General features: G+C 41.8%; 13 protein-coding genes. 5 read left to right on the top strand and 8 right to left on the bottom strand.

Annotation, left to right across the window (positions count from 1 at the left end):
• Nucleotides 1-2: 2 nt before the first annotated feature.
• Entirely contained in the window at nucleotides 3-374 is a 372-nt protein-coding gene (gene acpS, locus BGP76_RS11330; protein WP_119844739.1) for a holo-ACP synthase, read from the bottom strand.
• Nucleotides 371-2,023: a C45 family peptidase gene (locus BGP76_RS11325; RefSeq protein ID WP_119844738.1), complete on the bottom strand. Its 1,653-nt coding sequence runs from the start codon at nucleotides 2,021-2,023 to the stop codon at nucleotides 371-373. The genes acpS and BGP76_RS11325 overlap by 4 nt, the downstream gene beginning before the upstream one ends.
• A gap of 143 nt (nucleotides 2,024-2,166) precedes the next feature.
• Between BGP76_RS11325 and BGP76_RS11320 the strand changes: the two genes are divergently transcribed.
• Together BGP76_RS11320 and BGP76_RS11315 are read left to right on the top strand one after the other, a co-directional pair.
• Nucleotides 2,167-3,405 carry an NAD(P)/FAD-dependent oxidoreductase gene (locus tag BGP76_RS11320; protein WP_119844737.1) on the top strand — a complete coding sequence of 413 codons (1,239 nt, stop codon included), beginning with the start codon at nucleotides 2,167-2,169 and terminating at the stop codon, nucleotides 3,403-3,405.
• A 102-nt stretch (nucleotides 3,406-3,507) separates the two neighbouring features.
• The gene (locus BGP76_RS11315; protein WP_119844736.1) at nucleotides 3,508-3,855 is read left to right on the top strand and encodes a hypothetical protein; all 348 of its coding nucleotides are present in this window, start codon (nucleotides 3,508-3,510) and stop codon (nucleotides 3,853-3,855) included.
• Nucleotides 3,856-3,866: 11 nt separating this feature from the next.
• Here BGP76_RS11315 and BGP76_RS11310 read toward each other — a convergent pair whose 3' ends face one another.
• Nucleotides 3,867-4,916 carry a class I SAM-dependent methyltransferase gene (locus BGP76_RS11310; RefSeq protein ID WP_119844735.1) on the bottom strand — a complete coding sequence of 350 codons (1,050 nt, stop codon included), beginning with the start codon at nucleotides 4,914-4,916 and terminating at the stop codon, nucleotides 3,867-3,869.
• A 393-nt stretch (nucleotides 4,917-5,309) separates the two neighbouring features.
• Here BGP76_RS11310 and BGP76_RS11305 point away from each other — a divergent pair, with 393 nt between their 5' ends.
• Nucleotides 5,310-5,675: a hypothetical protein gene (locus tag BGP76_RS11305; RefSeq protein ID WP_119844734.1), complete on the top strand. Its 366-nt coding sequence runs from the start codon at nucleotides 5,310-5,312 to the stop codon at nucleotides 5,673-5,675.
• A gap of 9 nt (nucleotides 5,676-5,684) precedes the next feature.
• Here the strand turns inward: BGP76_RS11305 and BGP76_RS11300 are convergent, their stop codons facing one another.
• The 5 genes from BGP76_RS11300 to BGP76_RS11280 form a co-directional block, all read right to left on the bottom strand.
• Nucleotides 5,685-7,088 (bottom strand): TolC family protein, encoded by a 1,404-nt coding sequence (locus tag BGP76_RS11300; RefSeq protein ID WP_119844733.1) that lies wholly within the window; start codon nucleotides 7,086-7,088, stop codon nucleotides 5,685-5,687.
• Complete coding sequence (locus BGP76_RS11295; RefSeq protein ID WP_119844732.1) at nucleotides 7,085-8,449, bottom strand: HlyD family secretion protein; 1,365 nt, start codon at nucleotides 8,447-8,449, stop codon at nucleotides 7,085-7,087. The genes BGP76_RS11300 and BGP76_RS11295 overlap by 4 nt, the downstream gene beginning before the upstream one ends.
• A 10-nt stretch (nucleotides 8,450-8,459) precedes the next feature.
• Nucleotides 8,460-10,172 (bottom strand): peptidase domain-containing ABC transporter, encoded by a 1,713-nt coding sequence (locus tag BGP76_RS11290; protein WP_119844731.1) that lies wholly within the window; start codon nucleotides 10,170-10,172, stop codon nucleotides 8,460-8,462.
• 23 nt (nucleotides 10,173-10,195) lie between these two features.
• Nucleotides 10,196-10,888 (bottom strand): TetR/AcrR family transcriptional regulator, encoded by a 693-nt coding sequence (locus BGP76_RS11285; RefSeq protein ID WP_119844730.1) that lies wholly within the window; start codon nucleotides 10,886-10,888, stop codon nucleotides 10,196-10,198.
• Nucleotides 10,889-11,038: 150 nt separating this feature from the next.
• Nucleotides 11,039-14,833: a trifunctional MMPL family transporter/lysophospholipid acyltransferase/class I SAM-dependent methyltransferase gene (locus BGP76_RS11280; RefSeq protein ID WP_119844729.1), complete on the bottom strand. Its 3,795-nt coding sequence runs from the start codon at nucleotides 14,831-14,833 to the stop codon at nucleotides 11,039-11,041.
• A gap of 159 nt (nucleotides 14,834-14,992) precedes the next feature.
• Between BGP76_RS11280 and hutH the strand changes: the two genes are divergently transcribed.
• The gene (gene hutH / locus BGP76_RS11275) at nucleotides 14,993-16,522 is read left to right on the top strand and encodes a histidine ammonia-lyase (RefSeq protein ID WP_073122018.1); all 1,530 of its coding nucleotides are present in this window, start codon (nucleotides 14,993-14,995) and stop codon (nucleotides 16,520-16,522) included.
• On the top strand, nucleotides 16,519-17,253 hold the full coding sequence (fabG, locus tag BGP76_RS11270; protein ID WP_073122016.1) for a 3-oxoacyl-ACP reductase FabG: 735 nt from the start codon (nucleotides 16,519-16,521) through the stop codon (nucleotides 17,251-17,253). The genes hutH and fabG overlap by 4 nt, the downstream gene beginning before the upstream one ends.
• Nucleotides 17,254-17,257: the final 4 nt, after the last annotated feature.

The raw sequence follows: 17,257 nt of genomic DNA, 5'->3' as shown, positions 1-17,257 counted from the left end.
GCCTACTTAGTTATGATTAGGTAAGCCACAGCATGAGTACTCGTGTGACTTAATGATACAAATATGTCTTTCAGTTCTGATTTATCAAAATATCTTTTACTTCCTCCTAGTAGGTGAATAGAAGGGGCTCCTTCTGCATTGTTTTGTACTTCGATTTCTTTAAAATCTGCTCCTTCTACCCACCCTGTCCCGAGTGCTTTCATATAGGCCTCTTTTGCGGCAAAACGAGCAGAGAAGTGCTGCTCTGGGTGCCCCATTTTTTGGCAGTAGGCTATTTCTAGGGGTGTGAAAACCGTCTGTAGAAAAGGGAGGTTAAGAAGTTTTTTTTTGAATCGATCTGTTTCCACGATATCAGTACCTATTCCTGCTATCATGGGGTGAGCGTTTTGATTTGTTCTTTCATGAACGTTTCATCCTCTTTGTAGGCGATATCTTTGGTCAATCCCTCGCGATAGGCAGCGATGGCTTTTTCGTTTTGCCCTAGGCTAGCGTAGTAGTTGCCGACGAGTCGATGGGTTTCGTAGTAGGCAGGGTTCGTCTCTAGGAAGGTTTGGATTAGTGTACTGTCCATGGGTTGCTCTTTGGCCGTGTGGCGGATGATTTTGGCCTTGAGCTGCTTGAAGACTTTAAATGTCTGATAGCCTTCGCTAAAGTAAAACGGGTCAGCTGCGATAGAGAGTGAATCAATCGTAATATCGTTTTTTGTACCCGGCCATTGATCAAAGTCATCTAAATCATAGGTGTCAAAGACATTTTCCTGAAAAGGATAGTTGGAGACCCAAACGCGCTTCTTGACATTGTCAAAGAGAACTGCATGATGTGCGAGTAACTGGTTGATCGCTTTAGGATTGCCAATACCAAGGTCTTTATCCTTAATACCCGCTTGGTTGCGGAGGATTCCTGCGATACTCTCTGTATTACATTTAGGGAGCTGGGCGGTGAGCTCTTGTGTACGGGTATAGCGATCTACAGACTCGGAGTTGATCATGTGTTCCTGATTGAGAGGAATATCTTTGAGTTCTTTACTTTGGTAGTGGTTGGTGACGATCAAGGTGTCTTCGGATGGGTAGAATATTCCAGTGTTTGTTGGGGATTTTTCTATCACAGCCATTTGTTTATCCTTCAGAGATGAGATAGTAAATAGCTCAGAGACAAAGCTGTCATAGCGATCTGCTATGGTTTTGGCTTCATCGATGGTGGCTGCATACTGTAAGATGTCTCTGGCAATAATAGAGACAGGAGTACCTGACTCAGTAGGGATCTCTGAGATGGCGGAGTTTAGTGTGATGCTAAGTCCATGTTCGTTCATCCCTGAGACGATACCACAGAATCCACCCCAAGTGACAGAGAGATACTTATAGCCCTCGGAAGGATTGCAGAGTAGTACGATTTTATTTTTGGCAAATTCATCGCCAAAGTAGAAGTCGAAGTTTCGGCCGGACATCATTAGCTCTGTCGAGTCGTTGAAGTTCCATATTCCTACAGATGTACAACCGACTAAATGCATATTTTGTACGGCATGACCTATGTCATGGGCAGCATGGTAGTTGATGATACGGTTGAATTTAGGGCCGATGTAGTCATATTCGTCGGAGAAGAATTCAGATATACCATATATTTCCTGACGGTACTCTTCGGGAATGTATTGATCTAGGTCTCGGTTAAACCATGATATGCCTAGTATGAGCATTTTTCGGAGAAACCATGAGGAGACGTTTCTGTCGATTTCATCCACGAATACTTTTTCTTGATCCTGAATCAGCTGTTGATGGAGGATACCGATCGTACGACCTCTGTCGTAGGCACTCCCTTCGATATAGCTCTCCCAGTTACCGTATTTATTTTGCTTGAGCCATGAGTTTCCCAGCGCATAGTGATGCTCAGCGATCATTTCTAACTGTGACGAATGCACAGTAGAGACAGGGAGTGTGGGCGTATCGTAGATGACACGTTGTACAAACCAGATAGCACTGAGGGTAGATATCACCGAGAGTACGATTAAAAATATATAACGCTTTTTCAATAGTATTTTTTAGTTTTGGACAAAATCTAGACTAGCCTTATCTATTGCAAAGATACCAAAGCGCAATTTTAGCGATTTCATCTCTAATCATTGATCTATTGGAGATGAATAGAAGCGGAATAGTCGGGGAAAAATAACAAAAAATGACGGATGTATTGGTGATAGGAGCTGGTCCAGCAGGTAGTGTAGCAGCAGCGTATTTAGTGAATCAGGGTTTTAGTGTGACTGTGGTTGAGAAATCAAAGTTTCCGCGATTTACGATCGGTGAGAGTTTGTTACCCTTGAGTATGGAACACTTCGAAGAAGTGGGTATGCTGGATGCATTGAAGGCTGCGAATTTTGAAGTAAAGTCAGGTGCGTTATTTGTTCGAAAGGATGACGAAATGGATATTTCGTTTGATGAAAATTTCACCCCAGGTTGGACTTGGACTTGGCAGGTGCCACGAGATGAGTTCGACCACATCCTTGCCAAGGAAGCTGAGAAGAAAGGCGCTAATTTCAAATACGAGTCAACTATTGCTTCTATAGATTTTCAAGAAGATAAAGTTGTCACGGAGATAGAGGATGGCGGTAAAGTTGAGACGCACGAGTTTAGATATGTATTGGACTCTAGTGGTAATGCTGGCGTGTTATCCAAAATGCTCAACTTTGATGTCGACTATGCAGAGACGGGCAGGTGTTCGCTTTTTACTCAGGTGAAAGAGACCAACCGTGAGGAATTCAAACGACCACTCCGCATTACTTTTGAGGTGCTGGAGCAGGATCTATGGTATTGGGTGATCCCATTTTCTAATGGCAATACTTCGTTAGGTTTTGTAGGGAATAAGAAATGGTTCGATATTCCAGCAGCGGATAAGAATGATTTGTTTCGTAAGATGATGGAGAAATCCGAGCATTTCATTGAGCGATTTGAGGGCAAAGAATTTTTGTATGACGTGCGAGGAGCGGATGATTACACCAATTCTTCTACACAGTTGTATGGTCATCGTTTTGCACTGGCTGGTAATACTACGGGGTTTATCGATCCTGTGTTTTCGTCAGGAGTAGCGATCGCTACAGAGTCCGCGATGCGTAGTGCAAAGTTGATCGAGCGAGAATTAAATGGAGAAAAACCTGACTGGGATAAGGAGTATGTGCAGCATATGAAACAAGCCACAGAGGTATTCAAGGCAGTCGTAGACACTTGGTACAATGGGGAGTTACAAAAAATATTTTTTCATTCCGAAATCAAGGTGGAAATAAAAAAACAACTGACCTCAATTTTGGCTGGTTATGTTTGGGATTTGACCAATCCTTTTGTGAAACGAAACCGGAAGCTTATTAAGACTGTGGCTCATGTGGTAGATATGGAAGTAGATGCTGCTTCTGAAAAGTCTAAATAACCCAATTAGATTTTATACATCCTAGTCAATATTTTGGAGGTGTTTTCGTTAAGTGGATATTAGCCCTATTGGGCTTTTTTATTCACCTATACTAGATTCTTTATGTTTAAATCTAAACTTCCGTTCGTAGTGATATTCGTTTCACTCACCGCACTTAGTAGTGCGTGTAAAGTCAAAGATTCTATAGAAGATGATCTGTTTGGCTGCAATGGTTATGATACAGAGATTAACAGCCTTTTAGAAGAGTTGACCGCTGCACAGACTGCATATACCAATGATCCTACAACCTCGACATGCAATAGCTATGTATCCGCTATGGATACTTATGTCACCGAAGTGTATGAATATCTCGATTGCATCCCCGGTGCTCAAAAGCAAGCTTATCGTGATGGTTTAGATCAATGGAATACGAGTCTCGATGAGACTCGAGACAGCTGTGATGCCCTATAAATTTATAGTTGTTACTTCAACTTACAAGCCAATATGGTGTGGTAGCTATCACCGATGAGTGCGTGGGTTTCGATGATTTGCATACCTGCTTTGTCTATCAGTTCCTTGAAAGTCTCCAGTTTGTACATCTTACTGTTGCCATTCGCGATACATGTAAAGTATAGTGAAGTAGCGACCAGAGAGTAGGTGGCAGCTTCATAGGGCTGATTATCAATGAAAGGCTCCATGATGTAAATGGTCGTATCCTTGGTAGATGCCTGTGCGCAGTTGAGTAGGATCGCTAAGATTTCCTCTTCTGAGAAACAGTCTAAGAACTGACTCATCCAGATGACGTCAGCTCCCTGTGGGATTTTTTGTGTGGTGTCTAGCAGGTTGATGGGATGAAACTCAATTCTGTCCTGTAGGTTGTTATCAGCGATGTTCTTTTTTGCCATTTCGATCTGCCCTGGTAGATCCAAAATTTTAATATTCACATCAGAGTCATAACCGCAGCATTTGATAGACCACTTGCCCGTGTTGCCACCTATATCGAACAGCTTACCTGGTTTGTTTTTGAATACAATCTCTAACGCAGAGTCAAAAGCATCTTGAGAATAGAAGTGATCAAACTCCAACCATGATTTTCTGACTGGTTTCTCTAGCTTAGATAAACCTTCGTACACGGTGTCCCATTCACCAAATACTTTGAGTCCAGCTGGCTTGTTCGTTGCGAGTGATTCTTCGAGATATTTAGATCCGTCGTAGCATACATCATTGACGAAGTTCATATTGACACGAGTCAACTCATCACGCAATAGAAAAAAACCAATCTTCGAGAGAGATAATTTTCCCTCCTTGGTTTCGATGATATCCATCACTTCAGCGGTTTCTAACATAACCTCTACCGAGTACTTACTAATGCCTAGATCTTCAATGATTTCAGCTTGGGTAGCATTCCCTCTTTTTTTGTAGATGTACTCCATGACACCTAGGTTTTTCATCGCCATGATGGCTTGGAAAGTTATTGGGGCAAAAGCAATTTTTTGTGCTTCGTATTTAGCGTCTATTGCGGATATATTCATGTGTGATTCTGTCAATCTACTCTCTTAAAAACTATCAAGACGAAAAGATAAGTCGATCTGTCTTTCTAGTCACACAAATAAGCCATGATATTTTGATAAATCGTGAAAAACAAGATTAGATTCTGATTAGAGTTATGTCCCTTATGGTGAGTTTTATGCCGTTTTTGGTTTCTGTTTAGGAAAGGAGGGGCGGTTATTTACTAGTGTATTAATAAGTGTTAAAACGTTGGTTATGAGTGATTAATCGACTACCTTTAAATGGAGGAAATAGTACTCAATTGTGGAAGTGGTAAATGTGCTTATGTGATTATTATAGTGCATTTTTCTGATCAAAGTGATTTGATTTTTTGACTGATTTACTAAACATAGAACGCCTGTTCTAAAACCAAAAGCATGATGAACAATCCCAATGAAATAACCCTAGATGTATTTGGAAAAATCCTCTATGCCCTAGCTATGGCAGATGGAGGTATCCAGAAAGAAGAAAGAGAAGCCTTGCAAAAGATGGTTGATCAAGATGACTGGGCGCACCGCATCAAATTGTCCTTTGATGCGGCGATGAATCTAGAGATGGATCCCAAAATGGTATTCTATAAAAACATGCGGATATTTCAGACTTTGAAGACTGATGTACACATGCCTTACTTCCTAGACTTGATGAATCGTATGGCCAACGCCTACGAAGGAATCGTACCAGAGGAACGTGCTCTGATCGAGAATTTTAACCATAAAGTGAATCAATCATCAGTTCTTGTTTAGAATGGTGATTTATAGTGTGAGGTCTTGAATTTCTTGATGCAGTATACCAGCGGACCATTTGAGCTCACCGATGGATTTGCCATACTTTGCACGAAGTTCGATCAATTTGAGCTCACTTTCTAGCTTTTTGTTTTCACGACTATTGAGTAGGAATACCGAGCTTTCTCCATTGTTAAACTTGATTTGCTCTGCCACTAGGAGTCTTTGGTAGTTGGCGAGGATCTCTTCCTGTTGTGCTATCATTTGATTGAGAGTAAGCACCTTGTTGTAGGATTGTCGAACTTTGTTTAGCGTTTGTCTCGTTTTTTCATCAATCATTAATTCATTCTCCTGAATTTTTAGTTTTGTGCTTTGCAGTTTTGCACGCTCCTTTCTTACCAAAATTGGGAACTCGAATTGAAAGCCTAGTTTGTAGTTGTTGTTAAAGTAGGTGTCGTATTCATTGTCCTGCTGATGTAACAAAAAGTTGTAATTCACATCCAAAACAGGTTTGATCTGTTCTACACTCAGTTTGCGATCCAGTTCTAGAATTTCATTTTTTAGGGTCAACTTCTTTAGGTTAGGATGCGAAGCTAATATTTGCTCTTCGAGTGCTACAAAATCCAATAGCGTGTTTTGGGTAGTATACTTGGGTTCGAACATGTCTATCTCTAGACTATCCGACCAAATATAGTTGTTCATGTACAGTGTACTGTTTTGTAGTTGCATCTGCGCGTCTCTGTGTAGATTTTGCCATTTTTGGACTTGAATTAGTGTTTCTAAAGAGTCTACTGCTGCGTTTTCTCCATTGGCTACAGATTCTTTGATTGCCTCGAAACGATTGCGCATTAAAGTCAAGTTATTTTGTACTACGACGTACTTCTGATGAAACTCGTACCACCACCAAAAGGCATGGTTAGCATCATACAACAGGTTGTTTAACACCAGAACGGATTCATTCATGTATTGCTGCTCTTCATAGCGACTTTTTTGTAGGTTGATCTTTCGAGGATTATGGATCAAACCTTGTCCTAGCGGTACTGAGATCCCTGCATAGTATAATCCATCTGTGGGGACATTGTGCTCCGGGTTTAGATATGTGCCGCTGTTTCTTTCATACCCTGCCTTAAAGTCCACGTTGAGTAAGGTGGGCATCTCCAAGTAGCTATTCCATAGGTTGTAATAGTCCTTTCCGTTGTATTCTTTGCTATTATAACTTGAAGAGAGCTTCGGGTCAAATTGACCTTTTGCTTGTTGGATCACTAACTCTCCACGTTGGTTGAGTAGTAGGGCTTGACGAGCCACAGGATGGTTATTGACCACCATTTGATAGAAATCATCAAGGGAAAGTACTTGATTTGACTCTTGGGCATGAACTGAATGGGTCAGCTGTATGAGCAGTGTTGAAACGAAAAATAGTATGATACGATTCATTTTACCTTACCTTTTTTAGCTTTTGGTTCTTTCAATTGTTCATTGATATAAAAATCGGGAGGAAAACCATTGAGGTTTCGCCACATTTCGTACCAGATAGGGACATTTTTGAGTAAAGAGATGCCATAGGCACCAGATCCTATCCTGAGCAATTGTGGCCATTCGGGCGAGTCAGGGTCTGGAGATACCAATACTCTAAACTCACCGTTGGCAGTAGCGGCTTTGTCATAGGCGACCACTCGGCCAGTGTAGGTTCCAAAGGAGAGGTTGGGCCAGCCACTGAAAACCAAAGCAGGCCATCCATCAAATTGGATCTGTACTTTTCGACCTTCCTCTACTAGAGGTAAATCGATGGGACGAATGTACATTTGAAGGGCTAAATCGTAATCCGATGGGATAAAACTGAAAATGGGGTCTCCTTCTTTGACTGTCTCACCTATCCCAGTGGTGATGGCTCTGGTGACATACCCGTCTTGTGGGGCTTTGATATAGTAGAATCCAGAACGCTGTGTATAGTTGGACTGTTGAATGGACAGTTTGTTGTAGTCGCTCTCTGCCTCCAAGGACATGGAAACTGCAGACATGAGGTCGGATTGTGCTTTGGCGATTTTCTCTTGAAACTCCCCTTGAATGGTATTGATATTGAGTTGTGCGTTGATTAGTTCGTTTTGACTCGTGAACCATTTGTTTTGGTAGGAAGTTTTTTTATTGACGGCTTCTTGTAGCTTTTGTCTTCGTTGTTCTAGTTCTGTTAGGGATTTTAATCCATGTTCATACAGCTTCTCTTGTCGGGCAAATTGTTTTTGGGCTATATCTAGATTGATGATCGCAGTTTCGTATTCTATGCTGTCCGAATTCACCTTTAGACGCTGTTGACTTAGATAGTTCTTCGCTTGTTTGAGTTTGAGTTTTTGGTTGTTTTCTAGTGCATCAATTTGATTTCTAAGTGCCTCTGCTTTACTTTTATAGGATGTGATTGAAGCTTCCTTGGCATTGGTTTGGTTCTTGGATTTTTCGATGAGGTCTGGATCGAGGTATTCTGATTTCATCTCAGAGATGAAGATGATCGTGTCTCCTTTAGCGACGAACTGTCCTTCTCTGACGAACCATTTTTCGACGCGACCAGAGATCACCGAATGAATCTCTTGTTCCCGGTTTTCTGGTCTCAATGTTGTGAGTGTACCTCGTGCCCGTATGCTTTGAGTCCATGGGAGAAACAGCATTACAAATCCTAGGAAAAATAATACAGAAAGTAGCCGAACCAGTGTTCTAGAGGCTTTCGTACGCATGACCTCCTGATAGGAAGATTGGTTTTTGAGAATCTCATCTCTGTTGATCGAATTGTGTGATATATTGAGCATGATTCTTCCTTTAGATTATTGATGGTTTTTGTTCTTTGATATCGACTATGTTGCCTTTTTCCATGGTGACGATTTTGTCCGAATGGTTCATCATCAGTGGATCGTTGGTTACAGCTAGTAGTGTCCATGGTTGCTCTGGAGAGGTTAGGATCGTACTGATGAGTTTTCTGTCTGTGAATTCTAGCCCTTGCAGCGTGTTGTCCATAACGATGATTTTGGGTCTTTCGGCTATAGTACGGGCGAGGATGATTTTTTGTCGTACACTAGAGGATAGACCTTGACCTTCTGGTTGTATCATGGTGTTGAGCCCTTTGGTCAGCTCTTTGAAGTATTCGCTCAGGCCTACTTGCTTGATAGCCCAGAGTATATCAGCTGTGTCTATTTGCTTTTTTCCTACAGTGATGTTTTCAGCTAGTGTGCCATAGAATAAGTCTTGCATGCTAAGGTTGTCACCTATGACGGACCGAAAACTCATCGTATTTAGGTTGCTTAGCGGTACACCATTAAACATGATAGATCCATCGTAGTGACTGTATAAGCCTGATATGAGCGCTATTAACGTTGATTTTCCGGATTGATTTACTCCAGTGATACATACTTTTTCACCCGCTTCTACTTTCAGGTTGAGGTTCTGTATCGCAGGGGAGGTAGTAGAGGGGTAGGAAAAAGTAAGATTTGATAACTCTACTGAGATTTTCTTACCCACGGTCATGGCTTCTAGGTCTATTCCATCTTCATTTTCCATCTCTATATCGGTCACTTGTCCGAGCTTTTCGATTCCAGTGAGTACATCGTAGACGGTCTCCATACTGAGTATCAGTTTTTCGACAGAGCTGAGCACCAGTAGTATGATAATCTCAGAAGCCACAAATTGACCTAAATTGATTTCTTGATTGATGACCAATATGCTACCTAGGATCAGTAAGCCAGCGGTAATCACTGTTTTGAATCCTACGATATTAGAAAATTGGAGGATAAGGATATGGAAATGTTGTTTTCTGAATTTGAGATAGTTTCCTACATATTCATTCATCTTATCGATAGGTAGATCGGTTTTTCCTGCTAGTTTAAAAGTACCCATAACCCTTGCTAGCTCTTCCAACCAGTGTGCCACTTGATACTTGTATTTGGATTCAAGAATACTTGTTTTTAGACCTTTGGGGCCAGTTAGGAAAAAGATCAATGTAACAAGGCTAACGAGGGTAATACCAAAGAAAACAAAAAACGGATGGTAGAGCGATAGTAACAACAATCCGAAGATGATTTGCAAAGTAGAACTAGATACATCGATGAGAATTTTGGAAAGCCCTTTTTGGATATTAAGTGTATCAAAAAATCTATTCATAAGCTCAGGAGCATAGAATCCAGAGATAGACTCCATTTTGAACCGAGGGATGCGGTAGGCAAACTCGAAGGAAGAACGGGCAAAAATCCTGCGTTGTAGTAGTTCCGTGAGTGACAATTGTAGAATCTGAATGATTCCCGCTGCAGCTACACCTAGAACTACTATAAATATCAAAATACTAAGAGATGCAGAGTATTCGGCACTAATCACAAAACCTATAATGGCCTGAACTCCGAGCGGAAGTGATAGGTTGATCAGTCCATTGAATATGGCGTAGGCATAGATGATCAGGATCTCTCGCTTGTCTAGGGATAGCATTCTGAAAAGCCGTTTGAAAGGAGTCAGCTTAACTTCTTGGGAGCTCTGATTTTCGTTCATAGTGGTAGTGCTTTTCAGGTTTATTAAGGTACGTTTTTCAATACTTTGAAAATCATATCTTCGATGAAATCATAGACTTGGACGTTGAGTGACTGCTCTTTCTTGGTCGATATTTCTGTCAAAGAAGGCAGGTGGTTGGCAAAGAACGTTTGCTGGTGAGTGGTTTCTAAGATGTTACTCACCAATGCATGAGGGTAGCCATATGTTGGATTGATTTCTATCAGTACTTCTGCGATTTTGTGACATAGTTTTTTGAAGCCTCTAAAGAGTCCCTGACTATTGATTTCATCTACTTGCTTGTTCAAGTAGGTTTTGTCAGACTCACTCATGACGACCCGTCTCAGGGAGATTGTGTCAGTTCCACAGATAGTGATTTGAGACGTTTCGGTTTGACTATAACTGAGAATTTTGAGGATTTCTTTGAGCTTTTCCTCCGGAGTCCGAATATGGTGTGTCTGATAGTCGATTTGATATTCTAACCATGCCCAGTACCAGCGAGTGAGGTACAGCAACATCTTCAGTTTATTATCAAAGTATCTATAGACTGAGGCTTCTGTCGATTTAATTTTTTCAGCTAGTTTTTTAAAAGTGAACTGTTCGAAACCGAGCTCGTTTAGGAGGGAAATGCTGGCTGAAATGATGTTTTTGCCTAGTTCCGTGGACTGAGGGTCTTTGTTGTAGTACTCTTCCTCTATAACAATTGAGATATCTAGCATGTTCCGATAGTAGTCATTCGTGTAATAATAGTAATACTATTGTTTATGAAAGTACTTTTGTGTTTGATTTTTTTCAAAATTATGTATAAACAAAGAGAGCTTGTCGCATATGTGACAAGCTCTCTTTGTTTTAAGGTCAAAGGAATCTGGTTAATTCTTGGAGAGAATAAATAGTGTGTTAGAAGATTTATCCGATTGTGACTCTATAGATAGGCTATAGTGATGATGCTCTGCCCAGGCTTCTATTTCCCTTCTTTTTATGAAATGTAGCGCACCATTGGTCTTGTTGAACTTGATTAATTGAGTAGACCATTTTTCCGATTTTTCTGTCCATTTGTGTTTTTCTTCTTGATCAGAAATGCCGTCTCTTATCAATAGGATTCCGCCAGGTTTTAGACCTTGATCACATTTAATTAGTAACTGTTGTTGCGACTCTGGAGATAGATAGTGGAGCGTATCTGCTAGTACTATGGCGTCTGCGTCTTGGATAGATGTTTCTTCTGCTTTGTCGACTGTGAATTCTACTTGGTCTGATTTCAAATAGCTATTTTGTGCTAAGGCTACTTTTTCATTATCATAGTCTACCCCAATAACGGTTCGCTCGTTATTTCTCAGCCATAGAAAGTAGCTTAAGTAACCATACCCACAGCCTAGGTCATAGATTTTTTTAGTCCCCGTTCCGATGAGTTGATGGTAGTGTTCGTAGTTGTTTTTTTCAAAGCGCCACTTTATTCGGAAATACCAAGGTAGTATAGGGCTTTTGTAATAAAAACTATACAGGAGTGGTGCATAGGCGTGATCGAGACAGGCTGTACTTTCAATATATTTCTTAAAGGCAGCTTTATAGTACGTAGATATTTTTTTTGTACGCTCACGATACCCTGATCCGAATTTCGGGTCGTTCCATGAGATACGTGGTAGGATGACTGTGTCACAGGGAGAGTCTTTGAAGTAGTACTCATTCTTAGGCATGACATAGCCATGCCCATACAGTAATATCGGTGTGATGTCTAGTTGGAGTTCTTCGGATAGGTAGAAGGCTCCTTTGTGAAATCTACCCATTGTGCCGTCTTCTGATCTTTTTCCTTCTGGGAAGATGGCTATGGTGTAGCCATCCGCTACGAGTTGGCGTAGCTTGGGTAGCTGATCCTCCATGTTTTGATAGGCTGGGATGTAGTCCGCGTAGCGAATCGCTGGTCCAAAGAGGGGAGAGTTATATACCCACTCGTTGACGAGCAGTACCATCTTGGGATGTAACCTAACCAATGCCAATATGTCAAAGAAGGATGTATGATTAGCGATGATAATCGATGGAGAGGCAAAATCCAGATTTTCCATTCCGATGTGGCGCTTTTTACTTTTCCACAGAATATCGAGTTGGAAACCTGATACTTTTTGGAGAATGCGATGCGTGCCTAGTTTTTTTGTTTCCGTAGAGAGAGGTAACATCTTTAGTCCAAAAGTCATCGCTACACTCAATAGACTACCGCCGATAAACATGCCATATCCCCAGATACTGAACAGAATATTGGCGATGGAATAGGGAGGTTTTCCCTCTTCGGTACGGTGACTGATTAGCATCCTGAAAAGTACCGGCTGGATAAAAAATGTGATGGGTACTATGATGCCAATCCCGATGATACTTAGCAGTGCGATGGATTGTAGCGCAGGATGTTTGGCGAATAGCAAAACGCCAGTACCTATGATGGTAGAGACGGAGGAGAGTACGATCCCTGTTTTATACTGTCCCATGACTTCTTTGCGGTACTTATAGCGATGCAGGAGTCCGTCCGTGACGAAGATGCTAAAGTCATCACCTAGACCGAAGATAAAGGTGGTCAGGATGATGTTGATGAAGTTGAATTTGATATCCAAAAGAGATGCCATGCCAAGTACCCAGATCCAGCTTAGCACCATGGGGATGAACGAAACGAGCGTCAGCTCGATATTGCCATAGATGAGTAGGAAGGCGATGAATACCGCCAATCCAGCATAGAGTAGTAGAAAATTGAAGTCGTCTTTGACGCTATCTACGATTTTGGTGACGATGCTCATATTGTCTATGAGTACGATGCCCGAAAGTGAGGCTAATTCTTGTTTGACACTGTCTACTTGATCGATCGGACAGACGACTGTAGTGAGGATTTCGGTGTGTTCTTCGTCTGTTAGCGTCATGTCGCTGAGGTTGTCACTACTTGCTATGAAATCGTTGAGGTCGTAGGTTTGATAATCGTTTTCTACCATGTCGTAGAACCTATCGAAATACTGTGGTTTCCAGTTTTGCTGCGTCGCTGCATTTTGAAATGAGTGCAAGAAAGGGGTTCTTTTTTGTTCCCAATAGCTGTTCCATCTTGCTATTCTCTCCTGTTGTTTTTCTTTGGATATTAGAAAAGGCGCAAGGGAAAAATGAGACTTGATGATGTTTTGGTTTTGTAGTTCATGTAGTTTGTCGGCGAGCTGCTCATTGTTCCATTCTGGGCTGTGGTCGTCAGCTGCGACGGAGAGCATAGTGAGGTGCTGTTCGGTAGTAGGATGGGTGTTGCGTAGTGCGATCTCCCGTTGCTGGAGTTCGTCGGGGTAGTAGTTGATTTTGCGCAGATCACTTTCGAACTGCACGTCTATGCCCATGTATAGCATCCAGCTTGTGAGGCCAATAAAAATGAACATACTCCATTTGCTAGGTATGCTTTGTCCTATTTTGATTTTAGCAAATAGTCGGTCAAGAGGATTGGTTTTTGTGAACTTGATACCTTTTTCAAAGCGGCGCAGAATCAAAGGCAGGGCTGTAAGTATAAAGAACAGCGTTCCTGCCAGACTCAGGGAGGTAAAAAGCCCAAAGTCATTCAACGTTTTAGAATCTGCAAATAGCAATGATAGAAATGCGACGATGGTCGTGCCAGCACTGATCAGGAGTGGGAACATGATTTCATCTCGGCTCTTTACGGCATTTCCATTCTCTTTAAAGTGAGTAAAAAAATGAAACGAATAATCCGCCACAATACCGAACACAATGGCACTGGCAGCCAGTGCTAGCCCAGAAATTTGCCCTTGAATCAGGTAGATGAATGCTGCAGCAGTGAGGATGCCAAACACACCTGGGACAAGAAATAATACTAGAATGATTGCTTTGCGGTAGTAATAGGCTAGTAATAGGATGATAGCCACTACTGCGATAGTTACCGTGAGATGGACGTCTTTTTTGATTTGCTCAGCATTTTCATCCGCGACTAAGAAAGTGCCAAAGTAGTCTAGCGTATGCGCATCATGAGTCTGGTTCCACTGTGCTACGAGACTGTCTAGTGTATGCGCCGCAGATCGGTTGGCTGCACTGTTGGCCATGTCAAATGTTGCCCGTCCTTTGATGAGTAGCTTGCTTCGGTCTTGAATCAAAAAGTAGCCATTACTCTGGATGATGTCATCTGTCATCTGTAGCTGCCCAAACCGTGCCAGTGCCAGATGAGAAAAGCCTAGTGGGTCGTCTAGCAGTTGTCTTCTTTGACCTATCCCTTCTGGGGACATGAGGGTTTTCTTGTTGTCGGTGAGCTTTTGCGTGATGTAGCTTGGTGCGATGAGACTGTCGAGCTGGGTGTAGTCTTTTTCTTCTAGGTAGATGGGGAGGTTGTCTTGTATCAGCTGGATGAAACTTTCAGGGTCTATGTCGTTCTGATATTGTATGTTTTGGATCAGAGCTGTTTGTTGGATTTGTTTCGAAAGGTCAGAGGCTATTGGTTCTATCTCATCAATTGTCATATTGATTGGAATGTCCAGCGAAAATACGACGATACTTTTTTGCTTGTCTATCCACGATTGTATGCTGGAGTTTTGATCATGACCTGGCAAGGTTTGATCTAAATTTTCACCTATCTGTAGGTGAAACAACCCGTATAGACCTGCACAAAAAACACATAGAATAAGAAGGGGGATCAGAAATCTATTAAGAGACATATTAGCGAATTGGCTGTTTCTTTTTTGAGTTCACAATATTAAAGGATACACATTGAAAAAGTCATAATTGGGTAGACTAAACTAGGAGCTGACAATTAATTAATTAGATTTGTCAGTTAGCAAAAATAAGGTTCGAATTTTTAGATAAAACTACGCTAGTTGGTAAGGCTTACAATTGAAAAAATAGAAGAGATATTCGATAGGAACAGTGACTATCGATTAGATTCTGATCAGAAAGAAAGGATTGAAAAGTCCTATACCTTCCTGAAGGATTTCTCTAAAGATAAGGTGATATATGGGATCAACACAGGCTTTGGCCCGATGGCTCAGTATAGAATATCAGACGATAAACTAGAGGAACTCCAATACAATTTGATCCACAGTCACAGCAATGGGACAGGGGCTTATTTGGAAGAGGAGTATGCTAGGATTGTGATGATCTGTCGATTGAATACGCTATCTCTCGGTTTTTCGGGAGTGAGTTTACAGTATCTTGAGACTTTGGAGCAGTTTATACAGCACGACATTATTTCATGTATTCCTGTACATGGTGGTGTAGGGGCGAGTGGTGATCTTGTGCAGTTGGCACATGTAGCGTATACGCTCATAGGACACGGCAAGGTCTACTACAAAGGTGAAATTGTAGAGACTTCCGAGGCGTTAAAAGCGACAGGTATATCACCTGCTAAACTCAAGCTGAGAGATGGGCTAGGAGCAATTAATGGAACCTCCTGTATGTCGGGTATTGCAGCGGTCAACCTCATCAAAGCAAAGAAGTTAATTGGATGGGCGATACACGCTTCGTCCATCATGAACGAACTCACATCCTCTTACGACGATTCGTTTTCATCAGAACTCAATGCTGCCAAGCTGCACCGTGGACAGCAAAAGGTTGCTAGTATTATGCGCGACTTGGTGAAGGATGGTAGTGTACTGAAGGAGCGAAATGCCCATCTTTTTAACCAAGACCATATCAAGGGACAAGAGTACTTTTCCGAAAAAGTACAGGAGTATTATTCGCTGCGCTGCGTGCCGCAAATTATAGGACCTGTGTTAGACACGTGGGAGTATTGCAAGCAGATCGTAGAGGATGAGGTGAACTCTGCCAATGACAATCCTATCATCTGTACCGATACCCAAAATGTCTACCATGGAGGGAACTTTCATGGGGACTACATCGCACTAGAGATGGACAAATTAAAGATTGCCATCACCAAGCTAAGTATGCTGATGGAGCGTCAGATCAACTTCTTGATGAACTCTAAGCTGAACCAGATTTTTCCTCCATTCCTGAATATGGAAAAGCTGGGGTTCAATTTTGGTCTTCAAGGCATGCAGTTTACTGCGGTCTCTACGACAGCTGAGAATCAGACACTATCGAACCCGATGTATGTACATAGTATACCGAACAATGGTGATAATCAAGACATCGTCAGTATGGGGACTAATGCTGCTGTGATGACGCAGAAAGTAATCGATAATTCTTTCGAAGTGTTGACGATTTTGATGATCTCAATTTCTCAAGCTATCGATTTGACGAATAAGATTGATCAGAAAGCACCATCAACGAGAAGTTTTTACAATTTTGTAAGAACTGAGGTTCCAACCCTGACTAAAGACGTAGCGTTGCATACGCATCAGTTGGAGCTGAAAAAGAAATTGTTAAATACAGAAAAGGATTTGTTTTGAAAAAATGCGCACTCGTAACAGGAGGATCTAGAGGTATAGGTAGAGCGGTAGCTGTAGCCTTGGCAGCAGATTTAGGATTACATGTGATAATCAACTATGCATCGAATGATGATGCAGCCAACGAAACCAAAAGACTCATCGAGGAAAAGGGTGGAACTGCCGAATTGCTCAAATTTCAGGTGCAGGATCATGCTGAAGTGGAGGCTAAGTTAAGTACTTGGCTTAAAAATAACCCAGAGTCCAAAGTCCATGTTCTTGTCAATAATGCAGGGATCACCAGAGACAACCTGATGGTGTTCATGGAAGAAAGTGATTTCGACGATGTGGTACAGACGAGCTTGAAGGGCATGTATAATGTGACTAGGCATTTGCTTCAGCACTTTGTACGAAACAGGTCAGGGCGTGTCATCAATATGGCCTCCCTATCTGGACTTAAAGGAGTTCCAGGTCAGGTTAATTATTCTGCGGCTAAGGGCGGAATGATCGCCGCTACCAAGGCATTGGCTCAGGAAGTGGCCAAGCGAAAAATCACCGTCAATGCAGTAGCTCCTGGGTTTATTACCAGTGATATGACCGAAGATTTGAATGAGGATGAACTGAAAAAGCTCGTTCCAATGAATCGCTTTGGTCAAGTACAAGAAGTTGCTGATTTGGTGTCGTTTTTGGCTTCAGATAAAGCGGCCTATATCACTGGAGAAGTTATCAATATAAACGGAGGATTGTATTCCTAATCAC

The sequence above is a fragment of the Reichenbachiella sp. MSK19-1 genome (genome assembly GCF_003590315.1).
Lineage (GTDB): Bacteria > Bacteroidota > Bacteroidia > Cytophagales > Cyclobacteriaceae > Reichenbachiella > Reichenbachiella agariperforans.
Note: the sequence above shows the minus strand (reverse complement) of the source record. Positions and strands in the feature narration are given on the sequence as shown.

Excerpts from the sequence above, each read along its gene's own strand:
- BGP76_RS11285 (WP_119844730.1), bottom strand. The coding sequence starts at position 10,888 with ATGCTAGATATCTCAATTGTTATAGAGGAAGAGTACTACAACAAAGAC.
- BGP76_RS11310 (WP_119844735.1), bottom strand. The coding sequence starts at position 4,916 with ATGAATATATCCGCAATAGACGCTAAATACGAAGCACAAAAAATTGCT.
- BGP76_RS11315 (WP_119844736.1), top strand. The coding sequence starts at position 3,508 with ATGTTTAAATCTAAACTTCCGTTCGTAGTGATATTCGTTTCACTCACC.
- BGP76_RS11290 (WP_119844731.1), bottom strand. The coding sequence starts at position 10,172 with ATGAACGAAAATCAGAGCTCCCAAGAAGTTAAGCTGACTCCTTTCAAA.
- BGP76_RS11295 (WP_119844732.1), bottom strand. The coding sequence starts at position 8,449 with ATGCTCAATATATCACACAATTCGATCAACAGAGATGAGATTCTCAAA.
- BGP76_RS11280 (WP_119844729.1), bottom strand. The coding sequence starts at position 14,833 with ATGTCTCTTAATAGATTTCTGATCCCCCTTCTTATTCTATGTGTTTTT.
- BGP76_RS11300 (WP_119844733.1), bottom strand. The coding sequence starts at position 7,088 with ATGAATCGTATCATACTATTTTTCGTTTCAACACTGCTCATACAGCTG.
- BGP76_RS11305 (WP_119844734.1), top strand. The coding sequence starts at position 5,310 with ATGATGAACAATCCCAATGAAATAACCCTAGATGTATTTGGAAAAATC.
- BGP76_RS11320 (WP_119844737.1), top strand. The coding sequence starts at position 2,167 with ATGACGGATGTATTGGTGATAGGAGCTGGTCCAGCAGGTAGTGTAGCA.
- acpS (WP_119844739.1), bottom strand. The coding sequence starts at position 374 with ATGATAGCAGGAATAGGTACTGATATCGTGGAAACAGATCGATTCAAA.